General features: G+C 71.9%; 18 protein-coding genes. 6 read left to right on the top strand and 12 right to left on the bottom strand.

The genetic code is table 11. The features are described 5' to 3' along the window. Positions 1–119: 119 nt before the first annotated feature. From AC1DWP_RS17090 to AC1DWP_RS17070, 5 genes are all read right to left on the bottom strand, one after another. Positions 120–251 (bottom strand): hypothetical protein, encoded by a 132-nt coding sequence (locus tag AC1DWP_RS17090; protein WP_477615687.1) that lies wholly within the window; start codon positions 249–251, stop codon positions 120–122. 68 nt (positions 252–319) lie between these two features. Further along, the gene (locus AC1DWP_RS17085) at positions 320–607 is read right to left on the bottom strand and encodes a WhiB family transcriptional regulator (protein WP_477615686.1); all 288 of its coding nucleotides are present in this window, start codon (positions 605–607) and stop codon (positions 320–322) included. 264 nt (positions 608–871) lie between these two features. Beyond that, the gene (locus AC1DWP_RS17080; protein ID WP_477615685.1) at positions 872–1,111 is read right to left on the bottom strand and encodes a hypothetical protein; all 240 of its coding nucleotides are present in this window, start codon (positions 1,109–1,111) and stop codon (positions 872–874) included. A gap of 148 nt (positions 1,112–1,259) precedes the next feature. Then, on the bottom strand, positions 1,260–3,467 hold the full coding sequence (locus AC1DWP_RS17075) for an ATP-dependent DNA helicase UvrD2 (RefSeq protein ID WP_477615684.1): 2,208 nt from the start codon (positions 3,465–3,467) through the stop codon (positions 1,260–1,262). Between the two features lie 36 nt (positions 3,468–3,503). Further along, positions 3,504–3,989 (bottom strand): PPOX class F420-dependent oxidoreductase, encoded by a 486-nt coding sequence (locus AC1DWP_RS17070; protein WP_477615683.1) that lies wholly within the window; start codon positions 3,987–3,989, stop codon positions 3,504–3,506. A gap of 137 nt (positions 3,990–4,126) precedes the next feature. Between AC1DWP_RS17070 and AC1DWP_RS17065 the strand changes: the two genes are divergently transcribed. Next, on the top strand, positions 4,127–4,396 hold the full coding sequence (locus AC1DWP_RS17065) for a glutaredoxin domain-containing protein (protein WP_477615682.1): 270 nt from the start codon (positions 4,127–4,129) through the stop codon (positions 4,394–4,396). Between the two features lie 24 nt (positions 4,397–4,420). Here AC1DWP_RS17065 and nudC read toward each other — a convergent pair whose 3' ends face one another. Further along, complete coding sequence (gene nudC, locus AC1DWP_RS17060; RefSeq protein ID WP_477615681.1) at positions 4,421–5,398, bottom strand: NAD(+) diphosphatase; 978 nt, start codon at positions 5,396–5,398, stop codon at positions 4,421–4,423. A 41-nt stretch (positions 5,399–5,439) separates the two neighbouring features. Between nudC and AC1DWP_RS17055 the strand changes: the two genes are divergently transcribed. After that, positions 5,440–6,798: a phosphotransferase gene (locus AC1DWP_RS17055; RefSeq protein ID WP_477615680.1), complete on the top strand. Its 1,359-nt coding sequence runs from the start codon at positions 5,440–5,442 to the stop codon at positions 6,796–6,798. Positions 6,799–6,814: 16 nt separating this feature from the next. Here the strand turns inward: AC1DWP_RS17055 and AC1DWP_RS17050 are convergent, their stop codons facing one another. From AC1DWP_RS17050 to moeB, 4 genes are read right to left on the bottom strand one after another with little or no spacing between them, the layout of a single operon-like run. Beyond that, complete coding sequence (locus AC1DWP_RS17050; protein ID WP_477615679.1) at positions 6,815–10,267, bottom strand: ATP-dependent helicase; 3,453 nt, start codon at positions 10,265–10,267, stop codon at positions 6,815–6,817. Next, the gene (locus AC1DWP_RS17045) at positions 10,267–13,476 is read right to left on the bottom strand and encodes a PD-(D/E)XK nuclease family protein (protein ID WP_477615678.1); all 3,210 of its coding nucleotides are present in this window, start codon (positions 13,474–13,476) and stop codon (positions 10,267–10,269) included. Before AC1DWP_RS17045 ends, AC1DWP_RS17050 begins: the two co-directional genes overlap by 1 nt. A 56-nt stretch (positions 13,477–13,532) precedes the next feature. Beyond that, the gene (locus tag AC1DWP_RS17040) at positions 13,533–13,895 is read right to left on the bottom strand and encodes an MGMT family protein (RefSeq protein ID WP_477615677.1); all 363 of its coding nucleotides are present in this window, start codon (positions 13,893–13,895) and stop codon (positions 13,533–13,535) included. Between the two features lie 10 nt (positions 13,896–13,905). Then, positions 13,906–15,132: a molybdopterin-synthase adenylyltransferase MoeB gene (gene moeB / locus AC1DWP_RS17035; protein WP_477615676.1), complete on the bottom strand. Its 1,227-nt coding sequence runs from the start codon at positions 15,130–15,132 to the stop codon at positions 13,906–13,908. Between the two features lie 91 nt (positions 15,133–15,223). On the opposite strand from moeB, the gene AC1DWP_RS17030 reads away from it, so the two are divergent. From AC1DWP_RS17030 to AC1DWP_RS17020, 3 genes are all read left to right on the top strand, one after another. Then, positions 15,224–15,865: a TetR/AcrR family transcriptional regulator gene (locus AC1DWP_RS17030; RefSeq protein ID WP_477615675.1), complete on the top strand. Its 642-nt coding sequence runs from the start codon at positions 15,224–15,226 to the stop codon at positions 15,863–15,865. A gap of 79 nt (positions 15,866–15,944) precedes the next feature. Further along, positions 15,945–16,166 (top strand): DUF3107 domain-containing protein, encoded by a 222-nt coding sequence (locus tag AC1DWP_RS17025; protein ID WP_477615674.1) that lies wholly within the window; start codon positions 15,945–15,947, stop codon positions 16,164–16,166. Between the two features lie 174 nt (positions 16,167–16,340). Next, positions 16,341–16,607, top strand: coding sequence for a GlsB/YeaQ/YmgE family stress response membrane protein (locus tag AC1DWP_RS17020; protein WP_477615673.1), 267 nt, complete (start codon positions 16,341–16,343; stop codon positions 16,605–16,607). A 64-nt stretch (positions 16,608–16,671) separates the two neighbouring features. Here AC1DWP_RS17020 and AC1DWP_RS17015 read toward each other — a convergent pair whose 3' ends face one another. Then, the gene (locus AC1DWP_RS17015) at positions 16,672–17,364 is read right to left on the bottom strand and encodes a ferritin-like fold-containing protein (RefSeq protein WP_477615672.1); all 693 of its coding nucleotides are present in this window, start codon (positions 17,362–17,364) and stop codon (positions 16,672–16,674) included. Between the two features lie 208 nt (positions 17,365–17,572). Between AC1DWP_RS17015 and AC1DWP_RS17010 the strand changes: the two genes are divergently transcribed. Then, complete coding sequence (locus tag AC1DWP_RS17010) at positions 17,573–19,201, top strand: DEAD/DEAH box helicase (protein WP_477615671.1); 1,629 nt, start codon at positions 17,573–17,575, stop codon at positions 19,199–19,201. Between the two features lie 48 nt (positions 19,202–19,249). On the opposite strand, the gene AC1DWP_RS17005 is transcribed toward AC1DWP_RS17010, so the two are convergent. Next, positions 19,250–19,798, bottom strand: coding sequence for a GNAT family N-acetyltransferase (locus AC1DWP_RS17005; RefSeq protein WP_477615670.1), 549 nt, complete (start codon positions 19,796–19,798; stop codon positions 19,250–19,252). Positions 19,799–19,819: the final 21 nt, after the last annotated feature.

Below are 19,819 nucleotides of genomic sequence, written 5' to 3'. Positions count from 1 at the left end.
CACGCTGACGACGCGGGTCGGCCGTCAGCGTGTCGTGCACTCTCGACGGCCCCCGGACATGAAGAACCCGCCGGGACGACCTCCAGAGCGGAAGGTCCCGGCGGGTTCGGGCACGGGGGTCACCGGGCCAGCATGCGAGGCAGGGCGAGCAGCATGTCGTGCTGCGCCTGCGCCTCGAGCCGGCGCTGGTACTCCCGTTGACGGCGCTTTCGATGAGCGCGCGCCAGGTCGGCGTACAAGGCCTGGAACATGGTGAAGCTCCTGGTGGGTGAGAACTGGAAATGGGTGATGTGGTCGGCACCGTGCGTCGTGGACGACATCAGGCGGCGACCGGGTTCTTCCGCGGCCGGCCCCGCGGCCGCTTGCGTGCGACGACAGCTCCCTGGACGAAGAGCTCACCGCCCCACACGCCCCACGGCTCCGACCGCTCGAGGGCACCCGCAAGGCAGGCGGCCAGGGCCGGACACGTGTGGCACAGCGCCTTGGCGAACTCGACGTCGGCCGGGCTCTCGGCGAACCACATCTCGGCGTCGTTGTCTCGACACGGGATGCCGGCGCCAACGCTCGCGGCCTGCTCGTTCAGGTCGTGGAGTGCGCTCAGATGCATCGGGTGTCACCTCCCTCTCGTCGTCCCGCCACGGTGGTGGCGAGTTCTGGTTCCGTCTGGCCGGCTGGTCCCCGGTGGGGGGCCGACCCGTTCTCTTCGGTGTCGAACTTCATCTGGTGGTGCTTCTTCCTGCTTGCGGTGGTGCGGAAGAAATCTGTGCTGCTGCCTGACCGGCTGGGCGACCAGCCGTCGGGACAAACAGAAAGGCCGCGGATCCCGGATATCGGGTTCCGCGGCCTTGGAGAGGGCCTGCTGGCTGGTGGCCTAGACAGGTGGTTCTCCGAAGGGACGGAACTCGAGATCCTTGGTGGTGGCGCCGAAGCTGCCGACGTAGAACGTCGGAACCGGGGCATCGGTGATCACACGGGCGGCGACGGGCGCGGGCACAGTGGTCCCCTGGACCCATCCACGGTTGCCTGCGAGGAGGACACGGCCGACCTCGGGGCACACGGAACGGACGCGGGACATGTGAGTCGCGTCGATCGTCATCGTGATGTTCTCCATTGGGACCTTCCCTCCTTCGGCTGCTCGTGGACGCCGGCGCATCGCGCGCGACCCCCTGGGCTGGTGTGTTCATCCAGAGTAGGGGACGCGCTGCGGCGCCAGCAACGCATTTAACGAGATTTCCCGCAAAGAATTGGTGAACGAACGCCTAGTCGTCGGAATCCGTTGCGGTAGAACGACTTTCGAGCACAGATTCGACGTCCTCGCCACCGATGAGGGCCAGCACCTGCGCGCCGTAGAGTCCGAGCTTGCGGGCGCCGACACCCGAGATCTGGGTCAGTTCCCCCTCGGAGGTGGGTTCGCGCTCCGCGATCGCCGTGAGCGTGGCGTCGGTGAAGACGACGTATGCCGGCACGCTGGTCTCGCGCGCGACGGCCAGTCGCCAGGCACGCAGGCGCTCGAACGTCTCCTCGGAGTAGGTCGGTGGGCAGGTGTCACACCGGCCGGTCTTGCGCTGTGCGGCCGTCGTCAGCTCGGTGCCGCACGTGCGGCAGTGCACTGGGAGGGCGGCCTTGAGCTGCTTGCCCCGGCCTCCCCTGCCGGACCCGCCCGACCCGGACGCGCCGACCTTTCCGGAGCCCTTGGGGGTCGACCGGGCGCCGTCGCCGAGGATGCTCGCCGCACCGTCGAGGAACCGGGACGGGCGGCGGCTTGCCCGGGCCCCCGGCGTCCGCGCGCCCGACCAGGACAGCCGCAGCTCGCGCCGGGCACGGGTCACCCCGACGTAGGTGAGGCGCCGCTCCTCCTCGATCGCCTCAGGGGTCTCGGCCATCATGATCGGCAGGTAACCGTCCGAGACTCCGGCGAGGAAGACGACGTCCCACTCCAGCCCCTTCGCCGCGTGCAGGGAGGCCAGCGTGACGCCCTGGACAGCCGGTGCGTGCTGGGCAGAGGCGCGCTCGTCGAGCTCACGCACGAAGTCGGGCAGGCGGGCTTCGGGCGTCGCCACCACCAGGTCGTCGGACAGGGCGGCGAGCGCACTCAGCGACTCCCACCGCTCGCGGCCGGCGCCACCCGAAGCCGGCGCCTCGCGGGTCCAGCCAGCCCCGAGCAGCACGTCGCGGACCAGCTCGGGCAGCGGCTTCGACGCGTCGTCCGAGCGGGCCGCCCCGCGCAGCAGCAGGATCGCGTCGCGGACCTCCCTGCGCGAGAAGAACCGTTCCCCTCCCCGGACGAGGTAGGGGATCTCCTGCTCGGCCAGCGCTGACTCGAACGCCTCGGACTGCCCATTGGTGCGAAAGAGCACGGCGATCTCGGCCGGGGACACTCCGTCGGCCACCCGCTTGGCGATCTCGCCGGCCACCGCCGCCGCCTCGGCCGGGTCGTCCGGATGGGAGCTCAGCACCGGTGTCGGGCCGTCGGCGCCCTGGGCCTGCAGCTGCACGGCGTTGCTCCGCATCGAGCCCGACGGCCCACGCACGACGAGGTTGGCCAGCCCCACGATCTGGGGGGTCGACCGGTAGTTGCGGACCAGTCGGACCACCTGGGCCTTGGGGTGCCGGGCCTGGAAGCCCAGCAGGTGCGCCGGGCTCGCCCCGGTGAAGGAGTAGATCGTCTGTGCCGGGTCGCCCACGACGCACAGGTCGTCGCGCTGTCCCACCCACAGGTCGAGCAGCCGTTGCTGCAGCGCGTTGACGTCCTGGTACTCGTCCACCACGAAGTGGCGGTACTGCGAGCGCACCGCTCGGGCGATGTCCTCGCGCTCCGCGAGGATCCCGACCGTCAGCAGGAGCACGTCCTCGAAGTCGATCACGCCGCGCTGGGTCTTCACCTGCTCGTAGGCCTCGAGCACCCGTGCCATCGCGGTCGCATCCAGACCGGGAGGCTCGCGGCGCGCGGCACGCGCCCCCGCGGCATACGTCTCCGGGGTGAGCATCGAGACCTTGGCCCACTCCACCTCGGCGGCGAGGTCGCGGATGGCGGTGCGGTCGCGGGCAAGGTCGAGCCGCAGCGACGCGGCGGCCTGGGCCACTGCCGCGGCCTTCTGGCTCATCACCTCGGGAGCTGCGCCGCCGATTGCCTGCGGCCAGAAGTAGTGCAGCTGCCGCAGGGCGGCCGCGTGGAAGGTACGTGCCTGCACGCCGGCGACGCCGAGCGTGCGAAGGCGGGTGCGCATCTCACCGGCTGCGCGCGCGGTGAACGTCACCGCCAGCACGCGCTGGCCCTGGTAGGCGCCGGAGTGCACGCCGTAGGCGATGCGGTGGGTGATCGCCCGCGTCTTGCCCGTGCCGGCACCGGCCAGCACCACCATGGGCCCCAGGGGATGCGCGGCCACCTCGCGCTGCTCGGGGTCGAGGGCGTCGAGGATGTCGTCTGCGGAGGCGTGCACGGGTATGCCGCGGGGCTGGATAGGCATCGGCGCGATCCTGTCATGGGCAACCGACGCCCGTCGTCACTGGATCAGGCCGTAGACCCGGGTCACATGCAGCCGCAGGATCCGCCGGTGGTCCTGCACCATCGCGCGCCGGTAGTCGTCCCAGTCCGAGTGCTCCTCTCCCCGGATCGTGCGGAACAGCTCGACCAGCTCCTCCACGGTCTCGTCGTCCCGCGCCCTCGCCACGGGCGAGAACTCGACGTCACCCTCGAGCACGGCATACGACCAGCCGTCGGGTGAGGTGACCAGGAGCGAACCCCTCGGGTCGCGCAGCAGGTTCGCCACCTTGGCCCGGCCGTCGACCACGGACACCCGAACGGTGGGACCGGTGGGGCTGGTGAGGTCGGCAGGGCTGGTGGGGCTACTGCGCTGGGCCTGGTCCAGGGCGAAGTTGACCATCGAGAGCTGGGGCCGGCCGTCCCGCTTGAGGGCGGCGAGGGTGCCCAGGTTGCGCCCCGCAGCCAGGGCGAGCAGGGCGGGGTCGTGCGCGGAAGTCTGCGGCATGGGACATCATGGTCACAGAGATCACACTCCGGCACGGAAGGTCAGCGGCCCGGTTGGTGTTGACCAACGCGTAGACCCCCCGGTCCGTACGACCGCCCCCACCTGCGACCCCACCTTCGAAAGAGACGACGCGACGCATGAGCGCCACCGCCCTGAAGTCCCCTGCCCCCGGCTCCGTGACGATGTTCAGCACGTCCTGGTGCGGGTACTGCAACCGCCTCAAGGCCCAGATGGGTCGCGAGGGCATTGCCTTCACCGAGGTGAACATCGAGGACGTGCCGGAGGCCGTGAAGTTCGTGATGGACGCCAACGACGGCAACCAGACGGTCCCCACGCTGCTCTTCCCGGACGGCTCCTCGGCAACCAACCCCTCGATCCACGAGGTCAAGAAGAAGCTCGCGTCCTGACGCGCTGAGCCCCCCGGACACCCCTCAGCCGGGTGTCACGTCCTCGAGGTCGTGGCCCAGCCAACGCTCGATGATCCGGCGGGCGATCGACAACCGGGTCGACGCGCTGACGTGACCCGCGGCCAGGATCTCGCGGTACTCGTCCCGGGTGAACCACCGGGCCTCGGCGATCTCGGACTCCTGCAGCCGCAGCTCGCTGGACGCCGCGCGCGCGGTGAACCCCACCATGATCGAGTTCGGGAACGGCCACGGCTGGTCCCCCAGGTACTCGACGTCGCTGACCACCAGGCCGACCTCCTCGTACACCTCTCGCGCGACCGCCGCGGCCAGGCTCTCGCCCGGCTCGAGGAAGCCCGCCAGCACCGAGAACCGCCCTGTCCCCCAGCCCGCGCCCCGGGCCAGCAGGATCCGGTCGCGGTCGTCGATGACGGACATGATGACCGCGACATCGGTCCGCGGGTAGTGCTCGCTGCCGTCCCGCTCGCACCGGCGCAGCCACCCTCCCTGGACAGGCGCGGTCGGGGCGCCGCAGCGCGGACAGTGGGTGTGGGTGGCGTGCCAGTTCGCCAGCGCCAGCGCGGTGGCGAAGATCGTGGCGTCGCGGTCGGACAGGTCCGCGCCGACCTGACGCAGCGAGCGCCAGTGGTCGCCCTCACCCTCCGGCCCCTCACCCTCCGGCACCTCTCCCTCCGCAGGGACCGGCTCCGCCACCGCGAGGTATGCCGTGCCGTCACCGTCCTGCCCCAGGTAGAGGACCAGCGCGGCCGAGTCTGACGCCATGGGAGGTCGCAGCAGCAGTGCCGGATCGTCCGAGGCCGCGTCACCCGAGCCGACCACGGAGGTGACCACGGGGACCTTGTCACCGCGGACCACGAGCACCCGGGTGGCGGGCTGGGCCAGCAGCCGTGGAACGAGGTCCGGATCAGCCCGGCGCTCCGCGTGACGGTCCAGGCCGGGACGGGCGAGCGAGACATTCGCGAGAGTTTCGGTCAGGAGGCCCACGCCTCCACCCTAGGCGCGCCCGCACGGCATACGGTGACGGTGTGGACCGCAGCCCCCTCTTCCTCGCCGCTCTCGCGAGTGCTGCCGTGCCGGGCCTCGACCCCGCGAGCGTCGAGGCCCTCCCCGGTGCGCACGAGCACCCCGAGCGCGCCAACAGCTACGACGTGGCGTTCGTGCAGGACACCCAGCACCGACGGTGGGTCGTGCGCGTGCCGCGCAGCCAGGCGGCCGCCGCCCAGATGGAGTCGACCTTCGGGCTGCTGGCCCTGCTGGCGCGACGGCTGCCGTTCAGCGTGCCGACGCCCAAGGGTTTCGCCGCGCTGAAGGAGGGCGGTCGGGCCGCGATCTACCCCTACCTGCCGGGGCAGAACATCGACTTCTCCCAGCTGTCGGGCGGTCCCGGGCTCGCCGCCGAGCTCGGGCGGGCCATCGCGGCCCTGCACAACGCTGACCACGGGCTGTTCGACGAAGCCGGGCTCCCGGCCTACGACGCCGACACCTACCGCACTCGGCGACTCAGCGAGCTGGACCGGGCGGCGGCCACCGGACACGTGCCGACGGGGCTCCTGGCGCGCTGGGAGAAGCTGCTGGAGGACGTCACCCTGTGGCGGTTCGCGCCGACCCCGACCCACGGGGACCTCACCGGCGACCAGGTGCTGGTGGTCTTCGACGACGAGGACGACGCCTCGACCGGCCGGGTCAAGGCGCTCACCGGCTGGGAGGACGCCAAGGTCGCGGATCCCGCGGACGACTTCTTCGCACTGGTCACCCAGGCGTCGCCGAGGGCCATGGAGACGTTGATGGAGGCCTATGCCCACGCCCGCGCCGAACGCCCTGACGTCCACCTGTTGACCCGGGCCCGGCTGTGCGCCCAGATGCGGACCCTGTCACAGCTCATGTCCGCCGTGACCGGAGGCGACCGGTTGGAGGTCGAGCGCCACGCCTCGGCGCTGCGCCGACTGGACGCGCGGGTGCATGCCGAGGAAGAGGAAGCCAACGACTACCGGCGCGCGGGTCTGACGCCTGCTCGGCCCAAGAGCCCGGTGCTGGTGCCGCCGACGGTCGTCGACGACGAGGACGACGAAGAGGACGACGTCGAGGTGATGTTCGGCCGGACCGCTGACGCTGACGCTGACCCTGACCCGGGCCCTGGAGACGGCGAGGACAGCCGCGACAGCGACGACGAAGCGCTGGCGGCGCCGGACGAGGAGGACAGCGATCTCGAGGACGACGGGTCGCCCCAGCTCGGGCTGGCCGAGAACGACGTCACGGCGGAGATCGACGTGTCCGAGCTGCGCGCTCCCGAGCCGATCGAGGGCGAGGACCCCGGACCGGAGTTCGAGCCCGGCTACAGCCCGCGGTCCTCGCAGCGCGGCCCAGTCGGGCACGCCGACTCCTAGCCGCGCACGCCGACTCCTAGTCGGGCACGCCTGCCAGCAGCTGTGCCAGGGCGTCGGCGTCGGGTAGGTCCGGCCAGACGGTCTCGCCCGTTGCGGCGTAGTAGAACGCCGCATCGACGGAGTCCAGCTCGAGGCCGCGAAGGCGCGCAAAGGCGACGCGGTAGGCCGCGACCTGCAGGGCACGTGCCGCCCCGGAACCACCCCGCGGCGTGGCACCGGTCTTCCAGTCGACGATGGTGAAGCCACCGCCCGGCCGGGGGAAGACCGCGTCGATGCGGCCCCGGACCGCAATCCCGTCGATGACCGTCTCGACCGCGATCTCGATCTCGGCCGGGGTGCGGTGTGCCCAGTCGCTCGCGAGGAACCGCTCCTTCATCAGGGGAAGGTCGTCATCATCACCGGGGTCGTCGTCGGCGCTGCCGGGCAGGTCGAGGATGTCGACCATCGCGGCTTGGGCGAAGTGCTGCTCCACCCAGGCGTGGAAGGCCGTCCCGCGGCGAGCGGCCAGCGCAGGGGGTTCGGGCATGGGGCGCCGCAGGGCCGACGCGAAGCGGGCAGGATCCTGGGCCAGTGACACCACGGCAGACGCGGAGAGGTGCCGCGGCATGAGGACGGTGACGTCGCCACGGTGGGCCAGCCGGCGGCGTTCTTCGAGCAGGAGGTCGAGCTCCTCGAGCACCGGCAGCGCGGCGCCGGGCATCGGCAGGATCCCTTGCTCGGCGGCCTCACCGGGCTGGCTCGACCCCTCGGCGTGCGCCTGTACGGCGGACCGGACGGCAGCCGCACCGGTCGCCAGGGCGGCACGGCGCTGGGCGAGCGGGTCGGCCGGCCACTGGACGGACACCGCCTCGGCCGCCGACGGGTTTACCGCCTCGTCGGGCAGCGCGGGGTCAGGAAGGTCGACCCACGCGAGGCGCTCGACAGGCAGAGCCTGCTCGGCCTCCACGACCTCCGTGAGGAACCGCGAAGTGACCTTGGGCGTCTTGCCGTCGGTCCAGACCGGCGCCGTCAGCAGCATGTCGGACCGGGCCCGGGTGAAGGCGACGTAGGCCAGCCGACGTTCCTCGTCGACACCGTGGTCTCCCCCGGCGCGCAGGAAGTCCTCGACCCGCGTGTCCATGTCCTTCCAGTCCGACGCTGCCTGCCAGTCGAGCAGTGGGAGCCCGTCACGGTCGCCACGCAGGGCGTAGGGGATGCCGCCGTCGGACAACCCACCGATCCACCCGCGCTGCTTGGGCGGCGACATCCGCCACTGCTCGCCGTCGGAGCGACTGGCCGCCGAGGACAGCGCCGGGAACGAGCCCTCCACGAGCCCGGGGACGGCGACTGCGTCCCACTCCAGGCCCTTTGCCGCGTGCACCGTCAGGATCTGGACCGCGTCGGAGGAGGCCTCGATATAGCCCTTGTCGAGCCCTCGCTCCTCCTTGAGGGCGGCGGCCAGCCAGGCGAGGAACCCGCCGAGGTTGGGTCGGTCAGCGCTGACGGTGAAGGTCGCTGCGACGTCGGCGAAGGCGTCGAGGTGGGCGCGAGCGGCGGCCGGCGTGTAGCCCTCTCGAGCCAGCACCTCGATGTCGAGGCCCAGGGCGCGTTCCGCCTCTCCCACGAGATCGGCCAGCGGCAGCGCCGACAGGGACCGAAGCCGGCGGATCGCCTGCTGGAGGCCACGCAGCCGACCCAGCCCCACCTCGCTGACGCCCTTGCCGTCCCAGCTGGTCCAGCCGGGACGAGGCGGGTCGTCGACGGCCTCGACGATGCTGACCCGGTCGGAGCTGTCGGGCGCCTGGTCACGGGTCGTGCGAGCGGCTGGCCCTGCCACCGCCCCTTCGGCGTCGTCGTCGTCCTGTGGCGCGTCGCGGTCGTCGACGCCCAGCCTCAGGTCCTGCTGGTGGCGGGCCCACGCCATCAGTCCGTCGAGGTCAGCCGCCCCCAGTCGACTCAGTGGGCCGGTGAGCAGCCGCATGAGCTGGTCCCCCCGACTCGGGTCGTTGACGACGTGCAGCAGGGCGGTGATGTCCTCGACCTCGGGGGTGAGCAGCAGCCCGCCGAGGCCGACGACCTCGTGCGGGATCCCCCGTGAGTCGAGCGCGTCGATCAGGGCAGCGAACTGGGACCGCTTGCGGCACAACACCGCGCACGACGTGGCCCCGGCCGCTCGACGGTCCTGCAGCCACGTGGCAACCAGGGCAGCCTCGTCGCCCGCCGTCTCGACACGGGCAGCCACCACCCGTCCGGGCCCTGCGCCCGCACGCGAGACGAGCTCGTCGACGGGGACCTTGGACCCCGCCCGCAGGGGACCGGCCACCGCGTTGGCCACCCGGAGCACCCCCACGTCGTTGCGCCAGCTGGTCGCCAGGGGCAGTACGGGAGCCAGCCCGCCGTCGGTACCGAACGCGCTGCGGAACTCGCTCAGGGTGGTCGCGCTGGCCCCTCGCCAGCCGTAGATCGACTGGTGCGGGTCGCCCACGGCGGTCACCGGCGACGGCTCCCCCGGCGCGACGAACAGCGACCGCAGCAGCTCGAGCTGGGCGGCCGAGGTGTCCTGGAACTCGTCGAGCAGGACAGCGCCGAAGCGCTGCCGCTCGATGGCGCCGATGTCGGGGAAGGTCATGGCCAGTCGGGCGGCCAGCGCCATCTGGTCGGCGAAGTCCATCGCGTCACGTGTGCGCTTGAGCGCGAGGTAGCGCTCGACCATCGGCAGCACGCCGGCCCGCGCCCGCAGCTGCTCGCGCATCTTCTTGACCTCGCCGGGCAGGTCCTTGCCACGTGCCCCGGCGTGCGGGGGCAGCGCGGCCAGTGCATCCAGGACCCGGTCGAGGTATGCCGCGACGTCACCGACGCCGACCAGGTGCTCGGCCATCTCGCCGGCCAGGTCGACGACGGCTGCCGTCACGGTGGACTCGGCGAACTGCACGTCGTCCATCGGCCCGTCGTAGGCGGCGACCACCTCGGACGCGTACTGCCACGCGGCGGCCTCGGACAGCAACCGTGACTCGGACTCGTAGCCCAGCCGCAGCGCGTGCTCGCGCACCAGCCGCCCTGCATAGGAGTGGTAGGTCGACACGGTCGGCGTCCCGCCCAGGACCTCGGCCCCCGTCTCGGCGTCGTCGGTGCGAGGGTGCCACACGTCGCGCTGCTGGAGCAGCCGCAGGCGGGCGCCGATGCGCTCGGACAGCTCGGTCGCGGCCTTGCGGGTGAAGGTGAGGCCGAGGACCTGGTCGGGCTCGACGAAGCCGTTGGCGACCAGCCACACCACGCGGCCGGTCATCGTCTCGGTCTTGCCCGACCCGGCCCCGGCCACGACGAGCAGCGGCGACATCGGCGCCTCGATCACCTCGACCTGCTGAGCCGTGGGCTCAGGTTGGCCGAGAGCATGGGCAATCTCCTTGGCGGACAACAGATCTCGCGCCATCGGCACCTGCGTTGCCAGGTCCAGCGCTGCCAGGTCCTGCGTCGTCGGGTTGTGCGCCATCAGAGCACCCGCCCCTCGGGCTGCGCCGGGCAGGAGGCCCTGAGCTGGCACAGCTTGCACCAGTCCCCGACCGTCGCCTTGAAGGTCGAGCCGGCCATCCCCTCGGCCGTCGACGTCACGAGGTCGGCGGCCCACTGCGGATCCGCGTCGTCGCGGAGCGGGCCCTGCGTCTGCAGGGTCGTCTTGACCAACGCGGCCTTGCCGACCTGGAGCAGGGCGGCGCCGGCAGACCGGTCGCCCAGCTCGCCGAACGCGCCGCTCTCGACGCCGAGCTGGTAGGCACCGAGCTGCGGGTGACGCGCGAGCTCCTCGGCGCGGGGCTTGCTGCTGCCCGTCTTGTAGTCCACGACGCGCAGCGCCGTGCCGTCCGGCGTCCTCTCGATGCGGTCGACCTTGCCGCTGAGGACGGCCCTGCCGAGGACGACCTTCATGTCGATCTCGGCACCGAGCCGCACCCAGCCGCCCGCTCGCGCCTCGTCGAAGTAGGTCGCCAGCCTGCGGACCATGCCGTGCGCATCCAGGCGCTTGCGGTCGGAGACCCAGCCGGCCGGCATACCGAGGCGGCCCCAGCGGGCATCCACCTCGGCGACCAGGGTGTCGGCATCGACGTCACCCAGCTCGGCGGCGATGTCGTGGACGAGCGTGCCGATGTCGGCGGCGCCGACGGACGGCCCGTCCCCGCCGACGGAGCCGAGCAGCCAGCGCAGCCCGCAGTTGCCGAACGACTCGACCTTGCTCGGCGAGACCCTGACCTCCTGGTCGTCGGACCGCAGTGGACGGTCGTCGGACACCTCGCGCAGCGCCCACCACTGGCCGGGGTCGGCCCCCGGCACACCCTCGCGGGTGAGCCGGGACAGCGCGGCCACCGCAGTGGCGCGCACCGCAGGGTCCTCCGAGACGAGCTGGCGGCGCAGCTCACCCACGAGGGTGGGCAAGGTCATCGTGCGTGCGACCTCGGCGAACCGTCGATCTCCTTGAATGGCAATGGTTTCGGGGTCGACGACGTCGAGGTAGACCGAGGGCTGCTCGTCGTCGGAGCGCACCGCGGTCACGATGACGCGATCGCTCGCCCGGGTGAGCGCGACGAGGAACGACCTCGTCTCGTCGTAGCGGACGGCCGCCTGCGCCGCCCGGAACGTCGTCGCCCGCCCCGCCACCACGTCGACCAGGTGCTCCGAACCCAGCAGCGAACCTCGCAGTCGCAGGTCTGGCCAGACGCCTTCCTGCACCCCCGCCACGACCACGAGGTGCCACTGACGCCCGGCAGCCGCCTGGGGTGTCGTGACGGTGACGGACTCTCCCACCGGCGACCGGGCGACCAGGGTGTCGCCCGGGATGTCCTGGCTGCCGATGTGCGTGAGGAACTCCTCGGGTCCGGCCTGCGGAAGCCGGTCGACGAACTTCGCCGCCGCGTCGAACAGCCCCACGACGGCGTCGAGGTCACGGTCCGCCCGCGCTGCACCCGCACCACCGCCGAGGGCGGTCGCCTGCCACTCGGCTCCGAGCCCGGTCGCGGCCCACATCGCCCAGAGCACCGACTCCGCGCTGACGCCGCCCTCCCAGCGCCAGACCGCGCCGTCCCCCTCGCCCTCCAGGACGCCCCGCGCCGCCTTGATCCCGGCGGCGATCGTCGCGGCGACCCGCCGAGCAGGGTTGGCCTCGGGCCCGAGCTCGATCAGGGCACCGGGCATGACGAGGGCTTCGGCGAGCAGCTCGTCACTCGTGCGCCCCCCGCCGTTCTCGAGCTCGAACCTGCGCAGTGCCCGGCGGAGCCGTCGCAGCCCGACCGCGTCGGCACCACCGATGGGGGACAAGAGGGTGTCGACGGCTACCTCGGGGTGGAGCGCCTCGGTGGCACCGCGGGCCAGGTCGAGGACCACGTCGAGCAGCGCCAGCAACGGCCGGACCGCCACCTCGTCGCGCACGGGCAGGTCGGTGGCCGTCCCGGCGACGGGCACCCCTGCCGCCATCAGCACACGGCGCAGGGTCGCGGTGCGCCCCTGGCCGCGGACGATGACGGCCATCTCCGACCACGGGATGCCGAACCTCAGGTGCGACTCGCGCAGCTCGGCGGCGACGTGGCTGGCCTCCTGGCTCACGGCGCGCAGCAACCGCACGTCGACCTGGCCACCGGGACGCCCCGCGGCGGCGCCGCGCTGGAGGCCACCCCCGAGGGCGCCGATCTTGGGGGCAACCCTGGCCGCCGCGTCGACGACCGCCTGCGGGAGCCGGTATGCCGTGGGCAGCACCAGCGTGCGGGGCCCACCGGAGCGTGCTTCGACGCCGGTCGCACCCACCGTGTGCTCCGCTGTCGCGACCAGTTGCGTCCAGCCGTCGCTGAGGTGGCGCGGGTCCGCCCCGCGGAAGGTCTGCACCGCAGCGTCGGGGTCGCCGAGCAGGACCAGGTCGAGGCCCGGGGTCGCCATGGTGCGCAGCAGGCGGGCTGCGGCCGACGTGAGCTCCTGGGCGTCGTCGACCACCACCAGGCGCAGCCCGTCGACGAGCCGCGCGCGGGCCGCCGGGTCCTCCTCGAGCAGGTCAGCCGCGGCCCCGAGGATCCACGCCGGGTCGTAGGCACCCGGTGCGGACAGCGCGGTGACCTCGTCGTACTCGGCCAGCACCTCCGCCGCGGCGACCCACTCCGGCCGGTCGTGCTCGCGCCCCAGCCGGACGAGGTCGGCCGGCTCGAGGTCGTGCTCGACCGCGCGCATCAGCAGGTCGCGCAGCTCACCCCTGAAGCCGCGGGTGCCCAACGCCAGGTGGACCCGCTCGGGCCACGCCGGGCCGGTGCCCTCCTCCACGTGGCCGGCCAGCAGCTCGCGCAGGATGACGTCCTGCTCGGGTCCGCTCAGCAACCGGGGCGTGGGATCCCCTCGCAAGGCGGCCGCCTGGCGCAGGATGCCGAAACCGAGGGCCTGGTGCGTCCTGGCGAGCGGCTCCGTCGACGTGCCGCCGAGCCGGGCCGTCACCCGCTCGCGCAGGCTGCCGGCCGCGACCCGCGAGGACGTGAGGATGAGGCACTGGTCGGGCGTCGCCTCACCCGACTCGACCCGGGCGACGACGGCCTCGATCGCCGTGGTCGTCTTGCCCGTGCCCGGACCTCCGAGCACGCGCAGCACACCACGGCGGTGAGCCAGGGCAGCCAGCTGGACGTCGTCGAGCGGGGGCGCCTCGGCCACCACGCTCGGAGCGCGGCGCAAGGTCAGCATCCGCTCATCCCACCATCCGCGACCGACAGTCGACCGGCCGCCACGCCCTGCGGAGCTCAGGAGTCCGGCGGCGGGACAGGGACCTTCGCCTCCAGCCACCGGGCGCGCGCCAGGTCGACCCGTCGCCCCTCGACCTGACCGCGGACGAGAGGGGTGCCCTCCTCGCGGTAGTGCGCCAGCGCCTCGGCCTCGAGGCCTTGCGGAAAGTAGCCGCCGGACCGGATCACCCGCCACCAGGGCACATCCGAGCCGTACCTCGCCATGACGGTTCCGACACCGCGGGGGCCGCCACGCCCGAGCAGCTCGGCGATGTCGCCGTACGTCATCACCTTGCCCTCGGGAATCGTGTCCACCACCTCGAGCACGTCGTCGGCGAAGTCGCTCGGGGCACCACCGACCCGCCCTGGCTGCGTGACCATGCCAGCCCCTTCAGTAGACCGGCAGGCTCGGGTCGACGTCCTTCACCCAGGCCAGCACGCCCCCGGTCAGGTTGGCGACGTCGGCACGGCCCCTCGCGGCGAGCAGCCCGGCAGCCTCCGCTGACCGCACCCCGGACTTGCACATGACCACGACCGGTATGCCGGGTGGCAGCTCGTCGGCGGCCGTCCCGTCGCGGAACCGGTCGAGGTGCAGGGCCCGGGCGCCGGGGATCGACACGACCGCACGCTCCCCCGGTTCGCGGACGTCGACCAGCTCGAACTCCCGGTCCCCGATGTCCCGCTCCGCCAGCATGGCGGCCAGGTCCGTCGCCGACACCTCGGCGAACGCGGCAGCCGGCGCGCGGCTGCCCTCGCCCTCAGCCTGGACGGACCCCGACACGGAAGCACCCGGCATACCGCAGAACTGCTCGTAGTCCACCAGCGAGGTCACGGTCGGCGACTCGCCGCACACGGGGCAGTCGGGGTCGGCGCGGACGGTGAGCGAGTCCCAGGTCTGGCGCAGGGCGTCGTGCACGAGCAGGCGTCCTACGAGCGGATCACCTTGTCCCACAATGAGTTTCACTGCCTCAGCCACTTGGACGGACCCGATGGCCGCGCACAGCACGCCGAGCACACCGCCCGTCGCGCAGGAGGGAACGGCATCGGGCGGCGGGGGTTCGGGGAAGACGCAGCGGTAGCAGGGGCCGCGGCCGGCGAACCAGACCGACACCTGGCCGTCGAAGCGGTAGATCGAACCCCACACGTGCGGCATACCGAGCAAGACGCACGCGTCGTTGACGAGGTAGCGGGTCGGGAAGTTGTCGGCCCCGTCGAGGACGACGTCGTAGTCGGCCAGGATCTCGAGCGCGTTCTCGGAGGTGAGCCGCACGTCGTGGCGGACGACGGTGACGAGCGGGTTGATGGCCGCCACCGTCTCGGCTGCGGACTCGGTCTTGGGACGACCGACGTCGGCGACCCCGTGCACGACCTGCCGCTGGAGGTTGGAGGCGTCCACGACGTCGTCGTCGACCACCCCGATGGTGCCCACTCCAGCGGCCGCGAGGTACATCAGCGCGGGCGAGCCGAGCCCCCCTGCACCGACGACCAGTACGCGGGCGTTGGCCAGCCTTCGCTGACCCTCCAGGCCGACCTCGGGGAGCAGGATGTGGCGGGCGTAGCGGGCCTTCTGCTCGGTCGTCAGCTCTGGTCCGGGCGCAACCAGCGGTGGGATGGCCATGTGATGCAGGTTACCCACCCGTACGATGTTCACGACACCGCAGTCAGGCCGCACCACCGCCGAACGCTGCACCATCGAACAGAAGGTCCCCATGTCCCTTCGAGCAGTTCCAGGCACCGACAACGCCCGGGGCCAACGCCTCCCACGCTCCGCCCGCCGCGCCCAGCTCCTCGAAGCGGCCCAGGCCGCCTTCGTGGAGTCCGGCTACCACGCGGCCGCGATGGACGACATCGCCGATCGCGCCGGCGTCTCCAAGCCGGTGCTCTACCAGCACTTCCCCGGCAAGCTCGAGCTCTACCTCGCCCTGCTCGACAAGCACAGCGAGGCGCTCGAGCAACTCGTCCGCGAGGCCCTCGCGTCCACCCAGGACAACCGGGAACGGGTCTACGCCACCATCGCGGCCTACTTCGACTTCGTCTCCCGTGACGGGGCGGCCTTCCGGCTGATCTTCGAGTCCGACCTCACGAACGAGTCCGCGGTCCGCAACCGCCTCGACGCCGTCGGCCTGGTCTGCGCCGAAGCCGTGGCCGAGGTCATCGCCGAGGACACCGGGCTGACCGACGAGGACGCCTCGCTGCTGGGTATGGCGCTCACCGGGATCGCGCAGGTCAGCGCCCGCCACTGGCTCGCCCAGGGGTCCGACGTCCCCAAGGAGGAGGCCGCCCTCCTCATGGGTGCGCTCGCCTGGCGAGGCCTCGGGTCGTTCCCCAAGGTGGGCGGGGAAGGTTCCTGACACACCGCTCGTTAGCCTTGTCGAGAGTTCCGCACGCGCTCGTATGCCGCGTGCCCACCCAACCCTGAAGGGAACCACCGTGGAGGTCCGCATCGGCGTCCAGAACGTCTCGCGCGAGGTCGTCTTCGAGTCGACCGAGAACGCAGCCGACATCGCTGCCGCCGTGAGCAAGTCGCTCGAGAAGGGCACCGTCCTCACGCTCGTCGACGACAAGGGGCGCCAGCTCCTCGTCCCGGCCGCGGTCCTCGGCTACGTCCAGATCGGTGAGTCCGACAAGCGCGGCGTCGGCTTCGGCGTCTGACCCTCCCCTGGCAGGCCCCTCTCGCGGCCCTGACCTGCACCGATACCGGGCAGATCGTGTCCGCACCGTGACGCAACACGCCGTTGGAGTATGTGCGGTTTGGCGCGATCCATGGTGGGGTAATGACGCAATGCGATCGGTCAGCCGCTCGCTCACACGAAAGTGAGGCAGCACATGGAGATCATCGGTGTCATCATCGCGGGTGCCATCATCGGCGCCCTCGCCAAGCTAGTCATGCCGGGTCGCCAGGCCGGCGGGATCATCGTCACGATCGTCCTCGGCATCATCGGCGTCATCATCGGTTACTACCTCGCAGCGGCGCTGGGGGTCGAGGCCACCAAGGGCGTCGACTGGCTCCGCTGGATCATCAGCATCATCGTCGCGGTGGTGCTCATCGCCATCTACGGTGCGGTCACCGGGCGAAGGAACACCACGGTCTGAGACCACCCGCCTCACCCGAGAGGGCCCGGACCGCAAAGGACCGGGCCCTTTCGCATGCCCGCCCTCAGGCGGCGAGGCCGAGACGACCCATCCGGCGGGTGTGCTCGTCAGTGAGGCGGGCGAACATGCGGCCCAGCTCGGCCAGGTCGGCGCTCGGGCGATCTGGACCGCCGATGCCACCCACCATGAGCGAGGCCAGGGCGTCGCGCTCGACGGCCACCTGCTGGGCCTGGGAGAGCGCCTCACCCACGAGCCTGCGGCCCCACAGCGCCAGGCGCCCGGCGATCTTGGGATCCGCCTTGATCGCCTCGCGCACCACCTTGACGACGAACTCGGCCTGCCCCACGTCCTCCATGGCCGAGTGCACCAGCGCCTGCGTCGAGGGGTCGACGTAGGCGGCGATCTCGCGGTAGAAGTCGGTGGCGATGCCGTCGCCGACATAGGCCTTGACCAGGCCCTCGTGCCAGCTACTCGGCTTGGTGCGCTCGTGGAACGCGTCGATCGGGGCGATGAACGGCGCCATCGCGACCTCGGGGTCGATCCCCATCTCGTCCAGTCGGGCGACGAGGATCTCGTAGTGCCGGAACTCGGCCACCGCCAGCCCGGCCACGGCAGCCTTGAGCGGCTGGGTCGGCGACAGCTCGCTGTCCCCGGCAAGTCGGGTGAACGCAGTGAGCTCGCCGTACGCAAGCACTCCGAGGAGGTCGGCGACTGCGTCGCGGTACTGCGGATCGGCCAGCCAGTCGTCCTTGGTCATGCCCGTCACCCTAACGTCGGGGCCCTCGGTGACCCTCGCCGATGCGGGGATGTCGGGGCCGCCCCGCTAGACTCAGGTGGTCAAAGGTGCCCGGTCGGCACGAATCAGCCGCGGACACGGTCCGCGCTACCCATGACGAAGACCTCCGATCGGCCCGCTGTGCGAGCGCCACCCCGACTGTGGGGGCGCCCCCGATCGAGAGAACTCCATGACTGAGACCACCTCGGGCACCCACGCGCCCGACGCCGAGCTGTCCGATGCCACCACGCCGGACACCACCGCCGACGCTCCCGTCGCCGCACCGGCCGACCCGACGTTCGCCGACTTCGACGTCCACCCCGACATCGTCGCCTCGCTGGGCGACGCCGGTATCGTGACGCCGTTCCCCATCCAGGCGATGACCCTCCCGGTCGCGCTCAGTGGGCACGACATCATCGGCCAGGCCAAGACCGGCACGGGCAAGACCCTCGGCTTCGGCGTCCCGATGCTCAACCGCACCGTCGCTCGCGGCGACGCGGCCTGGGACACCTTCCCGCACGCCGGCAAGCCGCAGGCCCTCGCCGTCGCCCCGACGCGCGAGCTCGCCGTCCAGGTCGCCGCAGACCTCGAGCGCGCCGGCAAGCGGCGCGGCATCCGCGTGCTCACCGTCTACGGCGGCCGCGCCTACGAACCCCAGATCGAGGCGCTGAAGAACGGCGTCGAGATCGTGGTCGGCACGCCCGGTCGCCTCATCGACCTGGCCAAGCAGGGCCACCTCGACCTCTCGCAGACCAAGTCGGTCGTGCTCGACGAGGCCGACGAGATGCTCGACCTCGGGTTCCTCCCCGACGTGGAGAAGCTGCTCGCGATGACCTCGCCGGCCCGTCAGACGATGCTCTTCTCGGCGACCATGCCCGGCGCCGTCGTCGCCCTCGCCCGTCGCTACATGCGTCAGCCGACGCACATCCGCGCGATGGGTGACGACCAGGAGAACGCCCACACGGTCAAGGCCGTCGAGCAGTTCGTCTACCGCGCCCACGCGATGGACAAGGTCGAGATGCTGGCCCGCATGCTCCAGGCCGACGGCCGAGGCCTGACCATCATCTTCAGCCGCACCAAGCGCACGGCCGCCAAGGTCGCCGACGACCTCACCGAGCGCGGGTTCGCCGCCGCGGCCATCCACGGTGACCTCGGTCAGGGCGCGCGCGAGCAGGCCCTGCGCGCGTTCCGCAACGGCAAGGTCGACATCCTCGTCGCCACCGACGTCGCGGCCCGCGGCATCGACGTCGACAACGTCACCCACGTCATCAACTACCAGTGCCCCGAGGACGAGAAGACCTACCTGCACCGCATCGGTCGCACCGCCCGCGCCGGCAACACCGGCATCGCGGTGACCTTCGTCGACTGGGACGACCTGCCGCGCTGGGGCATGATCAACAAGACCCTCGACCTCGGCATCCCCGAGCCCGAGGAGACCTACTCCTCCTCCGACCACTTCTACGAGCAGCTCGACATCCCGCGCACAGCCAAGGGCCGCCTGCCCAGGGCCGCGCAGAAGCTCGCCGGCCTGGGCGCCGAGGTGCTCGAGGACCTCGGCGAGACGGGCAAGTCCGGTGGGCGTCGTCCCGGTGCCGGCCCGAGCCGCGACGGTGGCGGCCGTGGCCGTGACGGCGGCAGCCGCGACGGCGCTGGCCGTGGCGGTCGTGACGGCAACCGTGATGGCGGCGGTCGTGGTGGCGAACGTCGCGCCGAGAGCGCACCGGCCGAGGGCGGCGATGTCGCGGCCAAGCCGCGCCGCAACCGCAACCGTCGCCGCACTCGTGGTGGCGCCGGCGCGGGCGAGGCCAGCCAGGCCTGACGCCCCACCCCGTGACAGACCAGGTATGCCGCGCGGCATAGCTGTGCGTCAGGCCGGGCGGTCGAGGCGCAGGATGTAGTGCAGCGGGTCGTCGACGGGGTTGTCCGGCGCGAGGTCACCCTCGGCGACCCGGCGGAACCCTGCCTTCTCCAGAGCCCGCCACGAGGCGACGTTGGCCGCCACGACCGACACGAGAACCGTTGGTGCGTCAGGGAACTCGTCGAACGACCGGGCGACGAACGCAGCGATCATCGCTGTGCCAAGCCCCTTGCCGTATGCCGCGGGGTCACCCAGCAGGTAGTCGATCGTCAGTGCGCCCTCGGGGACCGCGACGAGCGAGGAGAAGTCCGCGAGGTTCTCGGCGTAGTCACTGACCCGGGAACGCTGCACCAGCCCGACCGGTCGACCGTCCACGACGGCCAGCCAGTCCTGGTTCGGTTCCGTGCCGTCGACCGAGGGCCCGAAGTCACGCTCGCCCGCGCCCCGCGACCACTCGTGGTTCCACCACCGGGCCACGGGCGGGGCGGCCAGCCACCGGGAGAGCAGCGCGAAGTCGGCGCGCGTCACGCGCCGGAACTCCACGGCATACCCGCTCATCGGTGGCTCGGCCGCGCCGAG

This window comes from Pedococcus sp. P2_F6, from assembly GCF_056403675.1.
This window is presented reverse-complemented; position numbering and strand designations above follow the sequence as displayed.

What these genes read in the sequence shown, in the direction of transcription:
- AC1DWP_RS17090 (WP_477615687.1), bottom strand. Translation starts at nt 251, where the DNA reads ATGTTCCAGGCCTTGTACGCCGACCTGGCGCGCGCTCATCGAAAGCGC.
- AC1DWP_RS17085 (WP_477615686.1), bottom strand. Translation starts at nt 607, where the DNA reads ATGCATCTGAGCGCACTCCACGACCTGAACGAGCAGGCCGCGAGCGTT.
- AC1DWP_RS17080 (WP_477615685.1), bottom strand. Translation starts at nt 1,111, where the DNA reads ATGGAGAACATCACGATGACGATCGACGCGACTCACATGTCCCGCGTC.
- AC1DWP_RS17075 (WP_477615684.1), bottom strand. Translation starts at nt 3,467, where the DNA reads ATGCCTATCCAGCCCCGCGGCATACCCGTGCACGCCTCCGCAGACGAC.
- AC1DWP_RS17070 (WP_477615683.1), bottom strand. Translation starts at nt 3,989, where the DNA reads ATGCCGCAGACTTCCGCGCACGACCCCGCCCTGCTCGCCCTGGCTGCG.
- AC1DWP_RS17065 (WP_477615682.1), top strand. Translation starts at nt 4,127, where the DNA reads ATGAGCGCCACCGCCCTGAAGTCCCCTGCCCCCGGCTCCGTGACGATG.
- AC1DWP_RS17050 (WP_477615679.1), bottom strand. Translation starts at nt 10,267, where the DNA reads ATGGCGCACAACCCGACGACGCAGGACCTGGCAGCGCTGGACCTGGCA.
- AC1DWP_RS17045 (WP_477615678.1), bottom strand. Translation starts at nt 13,476, where the DNA reads ATGCTGACCTTGCGCCGCGCTCCGAGCGTGGTGGCCGAGGCGCCCCCG.
- AC1DWP_RS17040 (WP_477615677.1), bottom strand. Translation starts at nt 13,895, where the DNA reads ATGGTCACGCAGCCAGGGCGGGTCGGTGGTGCCCCGAGCGACTTCGCC.
- moeB (WP_477615676.1), bottom strand. Translation starts at nt 15,132, where the DNA reads ATGGCCATCCCACCGCTGGTTGCGCCCGGACCAGAGCTGACGACCGAG.
- AC1DWP_RS17030 (WP_477615675.1), top strand. Translation starts at nt 15,224, where the DNA reads ATGTCCCTTCGAGCAGTTCCAGGCACCGACAACGCCCGGGGCCAACGC.
- AC1DWP_RS17020 (WP_477615673.1), top strand. Translation starts at nt 16,341, where the DNA reads ATGGAGATCATCGGTGTCATCATCGCGGGTGCCATCATCGGCGCCCTC.
- AC1DWP_RS17015 (WP_477615672.1), bottom strand. Translation starts at nt 17,364, where the DNA reads ATGACCAAGGACGACTGGCTGGCCGATCCGCAGTACCGCGACGCAGTC.
- AC1DWP_RS17010 (WP_477615671.1), top strand. Translation starts at nt 17,573, where the DNA reads ATGACTGAGACCACCTCGGGCACCCACGCGCCCGACGCCGAGCTGTCC.
- AC1DWP_RS17005 (WP_477615670.1), bottom strand. Translation starts at nt 19,798, where the DNA reads ATGAGCGGGTATGCCGTGGAGTTCCGGCGCGTGACGCGCGCCGACTTC.